This is a genomic window from Clostridium sp. D5, assembly GCF_000190355.1.
Lineage (GTDB): Bacteria > Bacillota > Clostridia > Lachnospirales > Lachnospiraceae > Faecalicatena > Faecalicatena fissicatena_A.
The window spans coordinates 7,217-24,720 of record NZ_GL870825.1 but is presented as its reverse complement, the minus strand read 5'-3'; the positions used below and the strand labels follow the sequence as shown (position 1 = coordinate 24,720).

The following is a 17,504-nucleotide window of genomic DNA, read 5'->3' as shown; positions in this document are numbered from 1 at the left end:
ATGTGTGGGTAGGGCCTCCCAAGGGTAAGGCACTAATCTTTCGTTCCACAACCTCTTGATTTACAACTTCGGTTATACGTTTACCTTTCGGGCTTTGGTTTGACGTGCAACCTTACCCACCTTATCGCCTTATCAAGTTTCTGTTCGTAGGCTCGTGAACTTTGCTATGCGCTTCCTTCATCCACATCATTACTGATGCCAACTTGCGCTCCGCTACACTTGGCGGTAAATACCCGTGACTAGACTTTCACTAGCTAGATTAGTGCCATGCCTGGCACACACGTAAAAGGGACTGCACGTTTTTGCAGTCTCTTTTTTGTTCTCTTTTTTTTGAGAAGGGGTACCTGCTAAGCGGTATCGCATAAACCTCCCCATCTACTTCGTTCCGCCTATCCAGCTCAATCCGCCTCACTGGTCCAGAAGCCCCACGGATGAGAGTCACTCCATCCCGCCTTGATGCACCAGCCCCGGTAACCGGACATAGGGATGGCTGGGGGCGTCTTGCAGGCTGTTAGGTGGAGTTAAGGAAAAAAGAAGGGAAACCGGGGTAATTTTTGTGATTCCGAATCACAAAAATTCCTGGGCCCAGCGTGTGAACCCATCAGGGGTTCACATGATGTGCCCAGGTTGCCCCGGTTTTCCTTCTTTTTTCCTTTACTCCAGCTTACAGCCCGCTACCGTCCCCAGCCATCCCTATGTCCGGTTATCGGGGCGTCCGTCCATCCGTTCGCAAGCTCTCTCCCTACTTCCGATTCCGAAATTGTACCGGCGTCATGTTGTACATTTTTTTGAATACGCGGTTAAAGTGTTCTACATTCTGGTATCCCACCGACTCGGCGATGCTTTCAACTGTTATGCTGCTGCTCTTTAACATAGCACGTGCTTTTTTCATTCTTACTTTTTTCAGGATGTCCCCAAATGTCATTCCTGATTTTTCCTTGATGTATTTGGAAAGGTATGGCTTGGAGAGGAAGAATTTTTCTGACAAGTCATCCAGTGTTACGTCTTTGTAATTTGCGTAGATGTAGTTGGTTATTTCTAATAATCTCTCATCTTTGCAGGATTCATTGCTCATAATTTCTTCGATTTTATTGACCGCAACGACAAGTGCCTCCACGGAAGCTTTGATAATATCCGCGTCAATTCCTACACCCCAGTATTTCTTTTTATTGCATATTACACCTACATAGGCAACCGCTTTTGAGGAGGAACCTTTTGTCAGGGAATGCTCCTCGTAAAATGCAAGCTCGTAGCTGATGTCGAAGTAATGCTTAATGGCATTGCTTACCGCATCCAAGCGTCCGTTTCCGACTCCGGTGATCTTACGGTTGCTGCCTGCGTGGTGGATGACCGCGTCTGCTACAATACCGTCTTCCTGTTTAAAATGGCATTCGTCTACTGTAAATATAGACTTGGCATTGATATAGTTGTCTTCAAATATGTGATATACCCAGTCAGGATTCAGCTCTTTATGTGCTTTATCTGAGACATCTTTTACAAGATAGCCAACCTCTTCCTTCATCTTATCAGGAAGGCTGATTCCGAAGCTCTGCTTCAGGATGTAGTTCACACCGCCCTTGCCTGACTGGCTGTTGATACGGATTACATCTGAATCGTATCTTCTGCCGACATCTTTCGGGTCAATCGGGAGGTAAGGCACATTCCATATGTCACACTGCTTCTCTTCTCTCCATGCCATTCCCTTTGCAATAGCATCCTGATGGGAACCGGAAAATGCGGTGAATACCAGCTCACCTGCATATGGCTGGCGCGGTGAAACCTTCATTCTGGTAAGACGCTCATATATTTCACAGATATCACTCATGTTAGCAAAATCAAGCTGCGGATCCACACCATGTGAAAACATGTTCATTGCAAGCGTAATAATATCCACGTTGCCGGTTCTCTCTCCATTTCCGAATAAAGTTCCCTCTATACGGTCCGCACCGGCCAGAATTCCCAGCTCGGCATCGCTCACACCTGAACCTCTGTCATTGTGTGGATGAAGAGAAAGAATTACATTTTCACGGTATAACATATGCTTATCAAAGTACTCTACCTGGCTTGCAAAAACATGCGGCATTGCGTTCTCTACTGTTGTCGGAAGATTGATAATAGCCTTTGTCTTCTTTGTAGGCTTCCATACATCCAGGACCGCATTGCATACGTCCAATGCATAGTCAACTTCTGTTCCCGGAAAGCTTTCCGGGCTGTATTCAAATGTAAAGTTACCTTCAGTCTCCTTTGCGAGTTTTTTTAATAATTTAGCGCCGTCAACCGCAATTTTTTTAACTTCTTCTTTGTCTTTTTTGAAGACCTGTTCTCTCTGTGCCACCGAAGTTGAATTGTATACATGTATTACAGCATGAGGAGCACCCTTTACTGCCTCAAAAGTTCTTTTAATAATATGTTCTCTTGCCTGTGTCAACACCTGGATTGTAACATCATCAGGTATCATGTTCTGTTCAATGATTGTGCGGAGGAACTGATACTCCGTCTCGGAAGCGGCCGGGAATCCCACCTCTATCTCTTTGAATCCTACGTCCAGTAAAAGCTGGAAAAATTCTATCTTCTCATCCAGGCCCATGGGTTCGATCAGTGCCTGGTTTCCGTCTCTCAAATCCACGCTGCACCATGCCGGCGGTTCGGTAATAGAATCCTTTTTCACCCAGTCATAGCAAGGCTCAGGCGGCATAAAATACATTTTTTCGTACTTTTCATAATTTTTCATGGCTACATCTCCTTATATTTTATCAAATTAATTGTCTTTTTTTATCTTTATCCATACTAACATAAGAATCCGCCATTATCCAGTGGTAAAATTAATCATTTATATTGATATTTTTTAACATGTACATTCCGAAAATTGTTTCCATATACCATTTGAACGTTTTTTCCCGTACTCCCGAGGCCGCTGTAATATCATAGGATCTTAATTTTTCTCCATTTAAAGTGTATACGACCTCACCCACCTTCTGGCCCTTTACCACCGGCGCCTCCAGTGTTTCTTCCTTATCCCAGTTCATCTCTACCTGTTCGTCCGTTTTAAGCAGAAGTTTCCAGTCCCGGTCGGCTCCCATCACTTCTAATGGTACATCCGTCTCCGTCCAAAACGGATGTGCTTTATCGATTCCATTTTTTACAGCCGCAGTCCCTGCATCTATGTCCTGCCAGATATCCCGGTATTCATAATTTTCAAGCCCATAATTCATCAGTGCTTTTGTATCCGCCCACTTATAGCTTTTATTATTTGGCCACCCGCACGCAAGAAGAGCCACAATAAAGGTCCTGTCATCCCTTCTGAGGGATCCTACATAACAGTAACCTGCATCTCCAGTAAAACCTGTTTTTCCTGAAAGAGCGCCATCCATCATCTGTAAAAACGCATTATGGTTCGTGCAGGAATATGTAGACTTACCAGAACAGTCTGTGAACTGATAGGAAGGCGTCCGGGTGATTTCCAGGAACATCTCCTTCTGCGGCGAATCCATAATACAATACTTCATAATTCTGGCCAGATCCTCCGCGGTCGTGTGGTGGCTACCATTTTCGTCCGCAGCATCCAGTCCATTCGGTGTGATAAAATATGTATGATTGCATCCCAGTTCTTTGGCCTTGGCATTCATCATATCTGCAAAACCTTCCACACTGTTTCCGATATTTTCGGCAATGATAACCGCCGCGTCATTGTGGGATTCCAGCATGAGTGAATACAGCAGATCTCTAAGATAAAAAGTTTCTCCCTTGTATGCCCCCAGATGCACTTTGGGCTGGGACGCGGCATAGGAGCTCACCGTCATCTCACTGTCCAGCCTGCCGTATTCCAGGGCCAGGATACAGGTCATGATCTTTGTTGTGCTGGCCATAGCCTTCTCCTGCTGTCCATTTTTTGAAAATAAAATACGCCCGCTGTCTGCATCCATTAACACTGCCGACTGGGCGTATAAATTATCCGGTTCCTCCGACTCTGCGCGAACCTCCATAACCGCACTGCCCCCGGCTCCTGCGAAAACCATACAGCAGATTAAAATAAACGCAGTTATCTGTTTCCTTATCTTATGGACAGCTTTGCCGCCCTCTTTTTTCCTTTTTGTCATGTCCCGGCACTCCATAACATACTATGTTATTAGTATTTATGAAAATATAAGCGCCGATAGAACTATTTTCTGCCTATTCTTATATATCCAGCTTCAGTTGTGCCTCATCTTCCGCTTCTTCTTTGAAGTGTTCCACCTGTTCCGGATTAATTGTAGGCAGTTCATCCAGCGACTGTACGCTGAACCGGCGCAGAAATTCTTCCGTCGTACCGAACAGAAGCGGCCTTCCGGGTGCATCCATACGTCCCACTTCTTCGACCAGTCCATATTCCACCAGCTTGTTTACCGCATGATCCGACTTTACCCCCCGGATCTTTTCTATCTCCAGTTTGGTAACAGGCTGCTTATAAGCAATGATGGACAACGTCTCCAGCAGAACTTCCGTCAGCACATACCGTTTCGGCTGCTTTGCAATCCTGATCAGATATTCATAGGTTTCTTTTTTTGTACACATCTGGAAAGAATCCTCCAGCTCTATAATACGGATTCCTCTGCTGTCTTCCTCATATCGGTCCATCATATTATGTATCATTTTCCGGGTTGTACTCTCATCATGTTCTATCACCGCTGCAATCTTGCTCAATTCCACAGACTCTCCCATTGTAAAGAGGATCGCTTCAATGATGCCCTGCAGTTTTTCTATCTCCATATCTTCTTCCATTCCTTTCAAATCAGCGAGTCTATCATTATATCCCCGCATGTATCCTCCTGTTCTACCCGAATGGTTCCCAGCTTCATCAGTTCCAGTACAGCCAGAAATGTTACCACTATATGCATCTTACTCTTCTGTTCTTCAAGAAGCTGGCGGAAACTGAATCTCCTGTGCGACTTAGCATAACCTTCCACATAGGACAGTTTCACAGGCAGAGGGACTTCTTCCTTTTCTATTCTTCCGAACTTGCTTCGCACCGGATCTATCTTGTCATCCTGCCGTTTCATAACGTCTTTGAAAATCTGGTTCAGTTTTTTTAATGTCAGATCGCCCAGAAGAAGGTCTAAATCCACAGGCTCCACATATCCCATCACTTCCTCCGGAATTGTGGGAACTTTATAAAGAACCTGCTCTGCATCCAGCTGCCGGTCCTTTAATTCATAAGCCATATACTTGTACATCTTATACTGAATAAGCTGTTCAACCAGTTCAGCGCGGGGGTCTTCTTCCTCCCCTTCCTCATTCACTTCTTTCGGAAGCAGCATCCTGCACTTGATATCCAGCAGAGTTGCCGCCATAACGAGGAATTCGCTCATAACGTTGAGGTCTTCCTTCTGCATATTCCGTATATAATCCATGTACTGATTCGTGATCTCAACAATCGGTATATCGTATATATCTATTTTATTTTTATCAATTAAATGAAGCAGAAGATCCAGCGGACCTTCAAATACTTCCAGCTTTACTGGTATTCCCATACTTACACTCCCCAATACGGATATTCGCACTGTATTTCATTATAAGGGAATAACAGAAAATACACAAGTTTTATCCTGCAAAACAAGATTTCCTAAAACTCTGTTTATTTCTTTTCCCTGTATGGAAGCAGCTTAATCACAACCACCTCCGCAAAATTACAGAACCTCAGATTGATTGTGTGGGTTCCCAGTCCCTTGCTGACGGCAATCGCCTGGTTTTCTTCCACTGTCATCTCTCCGGAATATTTTGGAAACAGAACCGCCTGAGGCGTGATCACTCCGCCAAGTCCCGGAATACGCACAATACCTCCATGGAGATGGCCCGAAACTGTCAGGTCTGCCCCCCACGCTTTGTATGCAGAATAATACACGGGATTATGCGCCAGAAGGATCTGGTATTTATCTTTATCTGCTCTTCCCAGGCAGCGCCTGATATCTGCTTCATCCACTGAATGTTTTTTGAATTTCTCATAAGTATGCATGGGCAGCTCAAGCCCGTCCACCCGGATATCCAGCCTGTCCAGTCTCATCTCGGCCTTCTGGTTCTCCAGATAATGAACTCCTGACCGTGACAGTTCGTTTTTAAACTTTCTATATACGCTCTTTTCATACTTTTCCGGGTATTCTTTCAGCCTCTGTTCATGATTTCCCGGGCCATAATAGACCGGACAGATCTCCGGCAGCCTGGTCACAAAATCCAGCGCTTCCCCATAGGAGGCAACGTCTTTTCCAACAAGCATATCACCCGCTATCAGAATCAGATCGGGCTTTTCTCTCTGTATCGCATCCAGCAGCTCACTGTTATGTTCTCCGTATGACTTATTGTGTAGATCCGCCAGCAAAATGATTTTTTTCTCTCCATCCAGTTTTTCAAATGCAGGCACCCTCAGGGTATAGCGTGTAATTTTAAAAAACTTAAGCTCACGCCGTCCTTCTGCCAGACATAACAGGAAAATTAAAAGGAGTGCCGCAATGATTCCTATCCACATTCTAATGCCCTTCTACAATGGCAATCCCGGAGCTGGTACCCAGCCTGTCTGCCCCTGCTTCAGCCATTTCTTCTGCTTTCGCTGCCGTCCTGATTCCCCCTGAAGCTTTCACGCCCATAACCGGCCCTACTGTCCTGCGCATCAGTTCAACGTCAGCCACGGTAGCCCCTCCCCTGGAGAATCCTGTAGATGTCTTCACAAAATCGGCTCCCGCCTCTTTGCAGATCCTGCATGCCTGTATCTTTTCTTCTTCAGTAAGAAGGCATGTCTCAAGAATGACTTTTACAATAGCGCGGTCCCCTGCAGCCTCCACGACAGAAGCCACATCTTCCTTCACGTACTTCCAGTCCCCGCTCTTTATCATTCCGATATGAATCACCATATCGATCTCTTCAGCTCCGTCCTCTACCGCTGCCAGAGTCTCGCCCACTTTACCGTCCGTGGACATCGCTCCCAGTGGAAATCCTACTACAGTGCATACCTTCACATCCGTATCTTTTAACAGCTGTGCACAATAATATACATAGCTGGAGTTTACACACACCGAATGGAACCCATACCGTACCGCCTCATTGCATAGCTTTTTGACTTCCTCCTTTGTTGCTTCAGGTTTTAAAATTGTATGATCTATCATTTTTGCAAAATCCATATTATTCCTCCATTGTATACCAGTATACATCGCTGGCACTTCATTTATTACCTACACTATCCTAACATTTTTTACCGGTAAATTCAATTTTTAATTCATTTCCCCCGGCATTTGGCTTTTATTGGTTCAGAACGCAGCCTAAAAGGCTACGTTCTGAACCGTGAAACCACTTTCTTCAGATAATCCAAAAATCCTGCCTTCTTTACATTCTGGGACACGATAACATCCACTTTTCCGATCTCTTTTCCGTCCAGCTCATAAATCAGGCTGCCTGCCTTATCCCCTTTCTTCAAAGGTGCATCCAGGCTTTTCTTTACTTTCAGCTTTTTTGTAATCCCGGAAAGGTTCGCACCGCTCGTATCAAGATAGCTGAAACTATCTGCGTACTCACAATGCACGGTGTCCTCGACACCACCTTTTACTTCCAGATCCTTAAGCTTTTCAGGACTTTCATCTTTATAGACCTGGCATTTTCCAAATCCATAATTCAGCAGCGTCGTCGCATCTTTGAATCTGGCCTTAGAGTCCCCAGCTGCCATGATGACTGCGATCATTTCTATGTCATTCTTCTTGGCAGTTGCAGAAACACAGAATTTTGCAAGCCCTGTGGACCCTGTTTTCAGCCCTGTGGCGTATTCGTACTGCCTCACCAGTTTATTTGTGTTGGTAAGCCCGAACTCGGTGGTTCCCTTTTTTGTAGTATGGGTGATATTTTCCATCCATATCATACAGTAGTCATGAATCTGCGGGTATTTTGTAATCATCTCCCTGGACATCAAAGCGATATCCCTCGCTGTTGTCACGTGCCCATCCACATCCAGGCCGTTGCAGTTGACAAAGTGGGTGTTTTCCATTCCCAAACCCTTAGCACGTTCATTCATCTGCTTGACAAACTCTTCTTCATTGCCGCATATGTACTCGGCCATGGCGACGCAGGCATCATTTGCACTGGCTACAGAAATGCATTTCAGCATGGTGTCCACCGTCTGCGTCTCCCCCGGTTCCAGAAAGACCTGTGAACCGCCCATAGAAGCTGCAAATTCAGAAGTTGTCACCTGATCCTCAAGCTTGATTTTCCCATCGGCCAGAGCGTCGAAAATCAGCAGCATGGTCATGATTTTAGTAACGCTTGCAGGCGGACGCGCTGTGTCCGCATCCTTCTCAAAGATCACCTCTCCGGTTGACGCCTCCATCAGAACTGCAGACGGTGCGCTCACCTCCGGCCCGGCAGTCTGTGTGTCCGCTGCTTCCCCTTCCGTTTCTAAGGTTTCCTCTGATATGGTTTCCTGGCTGTCTTTTGCTTCTGATTCATTCTCGTCTATATTTTCTGCGGTCTGCTGTGTATCTTCCTGTACTTCTTCCGTATTCTCCTGAAATTCCGCTGTGTCTTCATAGACAATATACTCTTTTGCCGGCATCGCATATACATTCTGTACACAAAGTAGTGCGCTTAATAATACCGCCAGTGCTGCTTTCATAAAAAAACTCCCTCTGCTATATCGTCTATTACCAATATAGTAAAGGGAGGGAAAGATTAGAACCCAAAAGCCGCAGAATATGCCGCGTACTCTGCACATTTACACCGTAACAGCATACTTTACGACACCGTCTTTTTTATTTTCAAAAATATCATATGCTTCCATAATATGATCCAGCGTGGTCCTGTGGGTGATCATACATTCAGTGTTCAGTCTTCCGTTCTCGATCAGGCGCAGGATATCCTCGCAGTTGGCTGCGTCCACACCGCCCGTTTTAAATGTAAGATTCTTTCCGTACATCTGCGGAAGTGGAAGCACCTGGTCTTCTTCATACATTGCAACGACCCCCACGACTGCATTCGGCCTTGCTATGCACCATGCCATCTCAAAAGTCTCCCGGCTTCCGGCCACTTCCAGGACAGAATCCGCTCCCCGCCCGTCTGTCATCTCTTTTACAGCCGCTGCCACATCGTCTCTTAGGGGATTCAATGTAACATCTGCGATCTTCTTTTCCATTAAGAGTCCCAGTCTCTGGTCATCAATATCAATTCCTATAATCTTTGACGGATTATAGAGTCCGACACACTTCATAACAGCAATTCCTGCGGGGCCGGCCCCAATCACCGCTACGGTATCAGAGAGCTTGATATCTCCCATTTTAGCAGCCCAGTACCCCGTAGAAAGCAAATCACCGGTAAATAATGCCGCTTCATCTGAAACCGTATCCGGTATTCTGGTAAGTCCGTTGTCGGCAAAAGGAATCCTGACATACTCTGCCTGTCCACCGTCAATTCTGCAGCCCAGGGCCCATCCCCCGTATTTATCCGTACAATTGTTTACATATCCATGACGGCAGAAGTAACACTTTCCGCAGAATGTCTCCACATTAACGGCCACACGATCCCCAGGACGTATACTTTTTACTGCTCGGCCTATCCTGATTACTTCTCCCACAAACTCGTGGCCGAGTATGATGTTTTCCTTAGCCCTGGGCACCGCTCCATGCTTAATATGTATATCACTGGAACAAATGGTTGTCACTGTTACCTTTACAATTGCATCCGTATCTTTCTGAATCTCAGGGAAAGGACGTTCTTCCAGACATATGGTTCCGTTTCCCTTATAAACAACTGCTTTCATAGCCATCCCTCCGTTTCAAAATCTACAGCATCAGGAAAAAGTTTCCAGTCCGAATCTTCAATCTGCCACCCCGTGCAGCAGGTATTGGAACATTTGTCCGCAGTACAGCGAAACTTCCTATAATAATGGGGCGCCGTATAGTGCATACCTGTTTTCTCCTTCACTTAAAACGGAAGGCGAAGCTGTGGATTCTTCCAGGACTTCACCGCCCGTTTTGTAACAATATCCTCCCTACCAATTCTTCCGCACAGCAGAGGCGAACTGATATCATAACTTTCCCTGCGGGATTTCATAAGCGCCCCGCTGTAATTGGCATAACAATACCGGCAGCCGCTTACGCATGTATTGTAGGCCCCGATATCAACACTCTCCATACAGCCGCATCCCGGCCGCTGCCCCTTATCCGGACCTGCATCAAGTTCACATCCGGTAAGTTCTTCGATCAGGCGTTTATCAATGCACGCTCCATGCTCAATCCCTGCACTTAACAGGTTCATCTCCTCTGTACAGGTGACCATACGCATTCCATAACTGCCCGCAGTCTTTGCAAGACGCCCTGCCAGCATTTCCAGCTCTCCAGGCTCCGGCTTCTTCAGATTCAGGAAGGCCGCGTTCTCTTTTGTACTTTTATAGGTATCAATAAAACTCACCACGACCTGCTTTGTACTGCCCTGCAGCTTCCTGGCAATCTTATCAAACGTCTTCAAATGAAATTCAGCTGTATATCGCGGATTCAGCAAAATCGGATCATAACGCCATATCATCCGCTTCCAGCCAATCCGGCCTGCCAGTTCATGAAATATATCTGCCAGAACCGCCTTTTCCGGAAGTCCCGGCTCAATATCTTTGCCGTATCCTGTCAGGGTAAACTGGAAATAATACAGGTATTCATCCAGCCTGTCAAGTTCCGCCAGCATAGGTCCTGGATTTTTTGTCCAGAATACAATACAGTCTGTCACATCCGGTGTTACAGCGATCTCACTGATCTGATCCTGGCGAAATGGATTGCGTATACATACAGTCCCCTCTTCCAGGCGCCGGTAAAACCAGTCAGGGTAACAGCACGGAATGTCGGTTCTTCTGCTGACACTTAAAACCATAAAAATCCCTCATTTCCATATTTTCACTTAATAGTATATCATTATCCCGCTTAGATTTACAGGTATGAAGTCAAAAAACTGACGCATACTAATTTTAGAGTGTTACTGTTCAAAGGAAAGCCTGTAAACAGTAACGCCGCCTGTCCATTAAAACGTCCTTACGTGACAGGCTCATGTCATTCACTTTTTTGATATGTGGCTTAGATGCCGTGCAGTAAATACACAGCACGTTCTGAGCGGTAACATTTTAGTTTTCCCCAGGAAAGGAGGTCTAATAATGATAAACAACGAAGAACTGCCGATCGGTTTTACAATGGCGCTGGCTCAGCACTCCGATGCCCTGAACCATTTTTCTCATCTTTCTGATACTGAGCAGAAACAGGTGATTGATGAAGCCAGACAGAAACACACCCGGGAAGAAATGCGAAATTACGTGGAAAATATGTTTCAATAAAAAATAAGTTTGTCAATACCTTAAAAAGGATGCCCGCAGCAGGCCGCAGGCATCCCTTTTCTTTTATAGATACAGGTGTATTAATCAGTGTAATATTTTCCCAAAATCCATCGGTGGCCAATGTTAAAAATGTTCTTTTACAGAGCAAATTATGATGCCCGGTTATTTTCCTTAAAAGAATCGGATTGAAGTATAATATGTCAGGTAACTTTTCTTGATTTTTTCCTTATCCTATCGTAATATTAAATGTGGGAAGAATAAATAATGAAACAGGGATAAGGAGGAAACGATGGAAACCCGTACATATTATGACATTCTCGGCGTATCCAGAGAGGCAACCCTTGAAGAAATTACCAGCGCAAAAAATGCATTGGCAAAAGTGTATCATCCGGATGCCAATATGCATAACGACATAGACACCACTGCATACATGCAGGAGATACTGGAAGCATACCGGATACTCGCCAATCCGGACAAGCGTAAGAAATACAACCGGACACTGGCAGGAAAGCCTCACCGGGTATTCCGCACATACACGGTCGGAAAACCCGAAGAAGAAGGCGAAGATCCGTCTATATCATTCGTAACCTATTGGAATGCCGCCTGCCGTCTCAACGAGATCGTCTTACGGAGCGGCAGTCTAATGGCGCTCCATTCCAAAAGGGAAGGACTACCACTCAAAATATTCAAAAGATTAGGCAAAAAAGACAAATACGAGACAGAGCTCACCGCCCAGCTGAGTTCCCTCTCCATGCAGGCAATCCAGTACATCTCCATCCTGAAGATGGCCGAAATCCCCATGAGCTACTGGCAAAGCGACGCCATGAACTGGGTCCTCGTCCGCTGGGGCCAAAAACAAAACATGGATTACCGCATCCTGTTCGACAAATACGATGCCTATGTAGAACAGCACAAATCAAACGCAGAAAAACTGAAACTCCGCTCACAGAACAAACAATTCCACAACAATCTAAAAAAACTCCTGAACTACGCGGTAGGGTAAACAGGGGAGACGCTTACGGTGAAGGAACACCTGCCTGAAACGGCAGGAGGAAGGTACCGGAACAGTAGAAATGGGGGACTGAAGGTAACCCGTTTATGGAGAAGTACTTACGAAGAAGGAGCCGTCCCTGAGGGATGGCTCCTTCTAATCCGCAGCTCACTCTTCCACCGTCTGTCCCCGTAATCGCAGATAGTATATTCTTAATTTTCCCAGCAAGGATGTGAGGTATCGCAGCACTGGCTCTGTGGCGATTGAGAATACGATAAAGAGCATGATGCATTTTGTGGACATTCCTGTGATGGCAAACAGGTTGTTCAGGAAGATACTGCAGAACAGCAGCCCTATTATGCTTCCTGCTACTACGATTGTGCGCATGATGTTCATTGGCGCACTGATCTTATAGAGAATCATGAATCCGACGATAGCCAGCAGCATGGTCGCTGCGGTGGATATATCTTTTGAGTTCACGCCAAAGGTCTGTCCGAATACGACCAGTGCGCCGACTGCCAGCACATCAGTCAGAGCAGCAGGCAGAGCCTTCAGGAAGACATTGGTCAGGAAGTGTCCCTTAATAATGTTCTTGTTCGGCTCCAGTGCCAGGAAGAACGCGGGCACTCCGATCGTAAACATACTGATCAGTGATATCTGCGACGGTTCCAGCGGATATGTGATCATAAATACTACAGAAAACAGTGACAGCAGGAAGGAAAATATATTCTTTACCAGGAATAGGCTGGCTGAACGCTGAATGTTGTTTACAACTCTTCTGCCCTCCAGAACGACCTGAGGCATGCAGGAAAAATCAGATTCCAGCAGTACGAGCTGTGACGCCTGGGCCGCCGCTTCACTTCCGGAAGCCATGGCGATACTGCAGTCCGCATCTTTGAGTGCAAGAACGTCATTGACGCCATCCCCTGTCATCGCAACCGTTTTACCGGCTCCTTTGAGGATCTGGACAAACTGCCGCTTCTGATTCGGCGTTACCCGCCCGAATACGGTATTCTCCAGCACTGCTTTTTCTATCTCCTCATCTGATTTAAGGGAGGAGGCATCTACATAATTCTCAGCATTCGCAATTCCTGCTTTTTTAGCTACTTCTGATACTGTTACAGGGTTGTCTCCGGAAATAACCTTTACCTCAACCCCCTGCTCCGCAAAGTAGGTAAACGTCTCTTTTGCTTCTTTTCTGATCGGGTTTGCCAAAAGTATATATCCCAGAGGAATAATCCCCTTCTCCAGGGCCTTTCCGTCGATCTCGCCTTCATAGAGGCCGAAAACCAGGACTCTGGCGCCTTTTGATGCATATCCGGTAATCTCCTCCTCATAGTTTTCATACTTTTCCTTTAGGACAAATTCGGGCGCACCAAGCACATATGCTTCATCCTCGAAGGTAACACTGCTGTATTTTGTGGCGGAGGAAAATCCAGTCCTGCTTACCGGTTTTCTGCCCGATGCAGTCTGAAAATATTCTTTCATGGCGGCCATCGTGATATTGTCCTTCTCCATTGCCGCAGCAAAATCTCCAATCAACGTACTCAGGGGCTGCATCTCTTTCTCATCATAGCCGTCCGCAGGAATAACCTCCTGCACTTTCATGGTGTTTTCCGTAATAGTACCGGTCTTATCCACGCACAGAACATTGACCCTGGCCAGAGTCTCGATACATTTCATATCGTGGAGCAGGACTTTTTTCTGAGCGAGCCGCACCGAACTGACAGCCAGCGCCACGCTCGCCAATAAATACAGTCCTTCCGGAATCATGCCGATAATGGCGGCAACCATGGAAGTAATACTGGACTGAAACCCTTCATTCTGAAAGAAAAATGCCTGGACAAACAGTACAATTCCAATCGGTATGATCGCAATGCCTACGCATTTTACCAATTTATCCAGAGAGCGGATCATCTCAGACTGCTCTCCTTCCTGCATCTCTTTCGCTTCCATTGTCAGCTTCGAGATATAGGAGTCCATCCCGACCTTCTCCAGTCTTGCATGACACTGTCCTGACACGATAAAGCTCCCTGACATGAGCTGGTCGCCTTTTTTCTTTACAATCTCATCGGATTCCCCCGTCAGCAGGGATTCATTTACCTGTACCTCTCCTGCGCTGACCTCCGCATCTGCACAAACCTGGCTGCCCGCCTTGAAAATAACAATGTCGTCGAGCACAAGTTCCTCCGCATCAATCACAGACTTCTGCCCGTCCCGCACAACCGTGGCATGGGGCGCGTTCAGCATAGTCAGATTATCCAGAACTTTCTTTGCCCGCACTTCCTGTACGATTCCAATCAAAGTATTCAGTATAATGACCGGAAGAAATGTCAGATCACGAAAAGACCCGGCTATGCAAAGAAGCAGGGCCAGAATTACAAATATCAGGTTAAAATATGTGAATACATTATCATGAATAATCTCTTTCGTTGTCTTAGCCGGCGGATCCACTGCTTTATTCGTCCAGCCGTGCAGCCTGTGTTCCTGCACCTGCTGCATACTCAGCCCCTGCCGGTGCTCGGGACGGTATCTCGTTGTAGGAATTCTCCTGTCCTTTTTCTCCTCAACCACCTGTTGTCTGCTTTTTTTCTGCATGTATATTATTCCACCTCATTTTCGGATTCTCTATCTTCAGTAATTTCCAGTTTTAGTCATTTCCATTCTATCACACTGAATCTGAATTTCCAGTGGCTTCATTAAATCTTTATAATTTCTTTTGTGAAAATTATTATGAGCTTCAACCGGGGGGCAGATAAAAGTGGGATAGCTCTCGGCAAGCATTCCCTCATCCCACAAACAGCGATTCCCGACACCCAAAATACCGAATTCTTTTTAAATTCCTTGTTTTCTGTACCTGTTTCTATTATAATAATACAAGTATTTCAAGAAAAGGATAAGAGTTGATATAATATTATGAGATTAAGAAGCGTACTCGCAATTAAATGTGCAAAATGCACGAGCTATCTGATTAAAAAACTGAATAGAGGAAGCGGCGTTACTCTTCCGGGTTATGTTGCCCGGATAATCGACCCCCGCATTTTATCTGCCATGGCGGAAATGGTGAGGGAAAAGACGATTGTGACCATGGGAACGAACGGCAAGACAACTACAAACAGTATCCTGTACCATGCATTAAAAGCAGAGGGCAAAAAAGTTATTATCAATAGAACCGGAGCCAATATGCTCAACGGGATTATTTCCGCCTTTGTGCTTGCCACGGACAAGCACTGCCGGCTGGATGCGGATTATGCCTGTATCGAAGTAGATGAGATTGCTTCTGTGCGCGTGCTTCCTCAGTTAAAACCAGACTGCGGTCTTCTCACGAACATTTCCAGAGACCAGCTGGACCGTTTTGGGGAGGTCGACATCACTTTTAATAAGTTAAAAACTGCTGTTACAAGCGTCCCCGATACAAAGCTGATCATCAATTGTGATGACGTCCTGTCCTATACGCTTGCTGTCGAGAGCAAGAACACGTATGTCACTTACGGGATCAGTGAGCAGATATTTGATGATATCTCCCGTTCTGAGATCCGTGAAAGCATCTTCTGCCGTTCCTGCGGAAAGAAGCTGGAATATGATTTTTTCCACTACGGACAGCTTGGGATCTACCATTGTCCCAACTGCGGTTTAGAACGTCCTGAGCCTGACTTTACGGCGTCGGAAATAGAACTGCACGATGAGCTCTATACATTTTCCATGGACGGCATGACTATACATTCAACTGCACGTACGCCATACAATATTTACAATACTTTATCAGCATACGCGGCGCTCAATGCACTGGAGGCCGACAGGACACATTTCCAGGAAATGATTGAGGCATTTGACTACGGAAACAACCGGGAAAGTATTTTCATGATCAGCGGTACAAGGGTTCAGCTGCATCTGGCTAAGAATCCCATCGGTTTCCAGCAGAAGATTTCTCTCGTACTGAAAGACAAAAAGCCCAAAGACATTATTATTCAGATTAATGACACCTATCAGGACGGAGAAGATATTTCCTGGCTGTGGGATGTGGACTTCCAGTATCTGGCTGATGCACAGGCTGCCACGATTACGACAACAGGCACCCGCCGCCACGATATGGGGCTTCGTTTAAAATATGAAGATATTCCCTGTTCTTCTACAACAGACCTGCGCGCAACGGTTCAGGAGCGCACGGTAAATGGAACCGGTAATCTTTATGTCATCGTAAATTACTCCGGCCTCTACAGCACGAACCGTATGCTCACAGAACTTGAGAAGACCGGGAAAGGAGGAGAGACAGCATGAAACTGACAATTGGACATTTATATCCGGATCTGCTGAACCTCTACGGCGACCGCGGAAACATTCAGTGCTTCCGCAAACGCCTGGAATGGCGCGGTATAGAAGCCGAAGTAATTCCTTTTCTCTCCGGCGATACCATTGATTTTTCCAAACTGGACATTGTTCTGCTCGGCGGCGGCTCTGACCGCGAACAGGAACTGGTCTGCGGCCAACTGCAGAATATCCGCCGGAATTTCAAGGATTATGTGGAGAATAACGGCGTAGTTCTCGCAGTCTGCGGGGGTTACCAGCTGCTGGGCAAATATTATAAAACGGACAAAAAAAACATCGAGGGCCTGTCTATTCTCGATATTACAACAGAATGGGAACCGGAACGATTAATCCGCAATATTGTCCTGAACAGTCCACTCTTCGATACTCCAGTCGTAGGATTTGAAAATCATGGCGGTCGTACCTACATCGGCAGTCATACACCATTTGGAAAGGTTTTTTACGGCCTGGGCAATACCGGTAAATCCGGCTATGAAGGCGTTGTCTACAAAAATGTAATCGGAACCTATCTTCACGGCCCGCTCCTACCTAAAAATCCTCACGTCTGTGATTATCTTCTGGAGAAGGCACTGATAAGGAAATACGGAGAAGATATCATTCTGGAACCACTTACAGATAAACTCGAACATCTCGCCAACGGCTATATTGTAGACCGGTACAGCGACAAAAAATACGTTCTCAAAGAGACTATCAAGAGGTATACTTAGGCTGGTATGGGGACGCCGGCCGGAAACGGGGAACGGGATGCCGCAGGGAGAGGCCGGGATGGAGTCTGAAAGTAACCCGTTTGCGGAGAAGAACTTACGTAAAAAGAACTGCCCACGAGGGATGGAAAGTGATTTTCCAAAATCACTTTCCATCCCTCGTGGG

At 46.0% G+C, this 17,504-nt stretch carries 14 protein-coding genes; 4 read left to right on the top strand and 10 right to left on the bottom strand.

The window, feature by feature from the left end:
* Positions 1-742 precede the first annotated feature (742 nt).
* The 9 genes from HMPREF0240_RS22965 to HMPREF0240_RS22925 form a co-directional block, all read right to left on the bottom strand.
* Entirely contained in the window at positions 743-2,731 is a 1,989-nt protein-coding gene (locus HMPREF0240_RS22965) for a 2-isopropylmalate synthase (protein WP_009005782.1), read from the bottom strand.
* Positions 2,732-2,822: 91 nt separating this feature from the next.
* On the bottom strand, positions 2,823-4,097 hold the full coding sequence (locus HMPREF0240_RS22960) for a D-alanyl-D-alanine carboxypeptidase family protein (protein ID WP_009005781.1): 1,275 nt from the start codon (positions 4,095-4,097) through the stop codon (positions 2,823-2,825).
* Positions 4,098-4,176: 79 nt separating this feature from the next.
* Positions 4,177-4,797 carry an SMC-Scp complex subunit ScpB gene (scpB, locus tag HMPREF0240_RS22955; RefSeq protein ID WP_347462642.1) on the bottom strand — a complete coding sequence of 207 codons (621 nt, stop codon included), beginning with the start codon at positions 4,795-4,797 and terminating at the stop codon, positions 4,177-4,179.
* Entirely contained in the window at positions 4,764-5,507 is a 744-nt protein-coding gene (locus HMPREF0240_RS22950; RefSeq protein ID WP_035314727.1) for a segregation/condensation protein A, read from the bottom strand. The genes scpB and HMPREF0240_RS22950 overlap by 34 nt, the downstream gene beginning before the upstream one ends.
* A 104-nt stretch (positions 5,508-5,611) precedes the next feature.
* Entirely contained in the window at positions 5,612-6,496 is an 885-nt protein-coding gene (locus HMPREF0240_RS22945; RefSeq protein ID WP_009005778.1) for a metallophosphoesterase, read from the bottom strand.
* A 1-nt stretch (position 6,497) separates the two neighbouring features.
* Entirely contained in the window at positions 6,498-7,145 is a 648-nt protein-coding gene (deoC, locus tag HMPREF0240_RS22940; RefSeq protein ID WP_035314725.1) for a deoxyribose-phosphate aldolase, read from the bottom strand.
* Positions 7,146-7,291: 146 nt separating this feature from the next.
* Positions 7,292-8,623 (bottom strand): D-alanyl-D-alanine carboxypeptidase family protein, encoded by a 1,332-nt coding sequence (locus tag HMPREF0240_RS22935; RefSeq protein ID WP_035314723.1) that lies wholly within the window; start codon positions 8,621-8,623, stop codon positions 7,292-7,294.
* A gap of 99 nt (positions 8,624-8,722) precedes the next feature.
* Entirely contained in the window at positions 8,723-9,769 is a 1,047-nt protein-coding gene (locus HMPREF0240_RS22930) for an alcohol dehydrogenase (protein ID WP_009005775.1), read from the bottom strand.
* Positions 9,770-9,927: 158 nt separating this feature from the next.
* The gene (locus HMPREF0240_RS22925) at positions 9,928-10,863 is read right to left on the bottom strand and encodes a DUF1848 domain-containing protein (protein WP_009005773.1); all 936 of its coding nucleotides are present in this window, start codon (positions 10,861-10,863) and stop codon (positions 9,928-9,930) included.
* A 277-nt stretch (positions 10,864-11,140) separates the two neighbouring features.
* Here HMPREF0240_RS22925 and HMPREF0240_RS24765 point away from each other — a divergent pair, with 277 nt between their 5' ends.
* Both HMPREF0240_RS24765 and HMPREF0240_RS22920 read left to right on the top strand, forming a co-directional pair.
* Entirely contained in the window at positions 11,141-11,317 is a 177-nt protein-coding gene (locus tag HMPREF0240_RS24765; RefSeq protein WP_148486410.1) for a YdeI/OmpD-associated family protein, read from the top strand.
* A 289-nt stretch (positions 11,318-11,606) separates the two neighbouring features.
* Positions 11,607-12,320, top strand: a complete 714-nt coding sequence (locus HMPREF0240_RS22920; RefSeq protein ID WP_009005771.1) for a J domain-containing protein — start codon at positions 11,607-11,609, stop codon at positions 12,318-12,320.
* A gap of 156 nt (positions 12,321-12,476) precedes the next feature.
* On the opposite strand, the gene HMPREF0240_RS22915 is transcribed toward HMPREF0240_RS22920, so the two are convergent.
* A complete protein-coding gene (locus HMPREF0240_RS22915) occupies positions 12,477-14,906 on the bottom strand; it encodes a cation-translocating P-type ATPase (RefSeq protein ID WP_009005770.1) in 2,430 nt (809 codons plus the stop codon).
* 318 nt (positions 14,907-15,224) lie between these two features.
* Here HMPREF0240_RS22915 and HMPREF0240_RS22910 point away from each other — a divergent pair, with 318 nt between their 5' ends.
* The gene (locus tag HMPREF0240_RS22910; RefSeq protein ID WP_009005769.1) at positions 15,225-16,586 is read left to right on the top strand and encodes a Mur ligase family protein; all 1,362 of its coding nucleotides are present in this window, start codon (positions 15,225-15,227) and stop codon (positions 16,584-16,586) included.
* Positions 16,583-17,341 (top strand): glutamine amidotransferase, encoded by a 759-nt coding sequence (locus HMPREF0240_RS22905; protein ID WP_009005768.1) that lies wholly within the window; start codon positions 16,583-16,585, stop codon positions 17,339-17,341. Before HMPREF0240_RS22910 ends, HMPREF0240_RS22905 begins: the two co-directional genes overlap by 4 nt.
* The last annotated feature ends 163 nt before the right edge of the window (positions 17,342-17,504 follow it).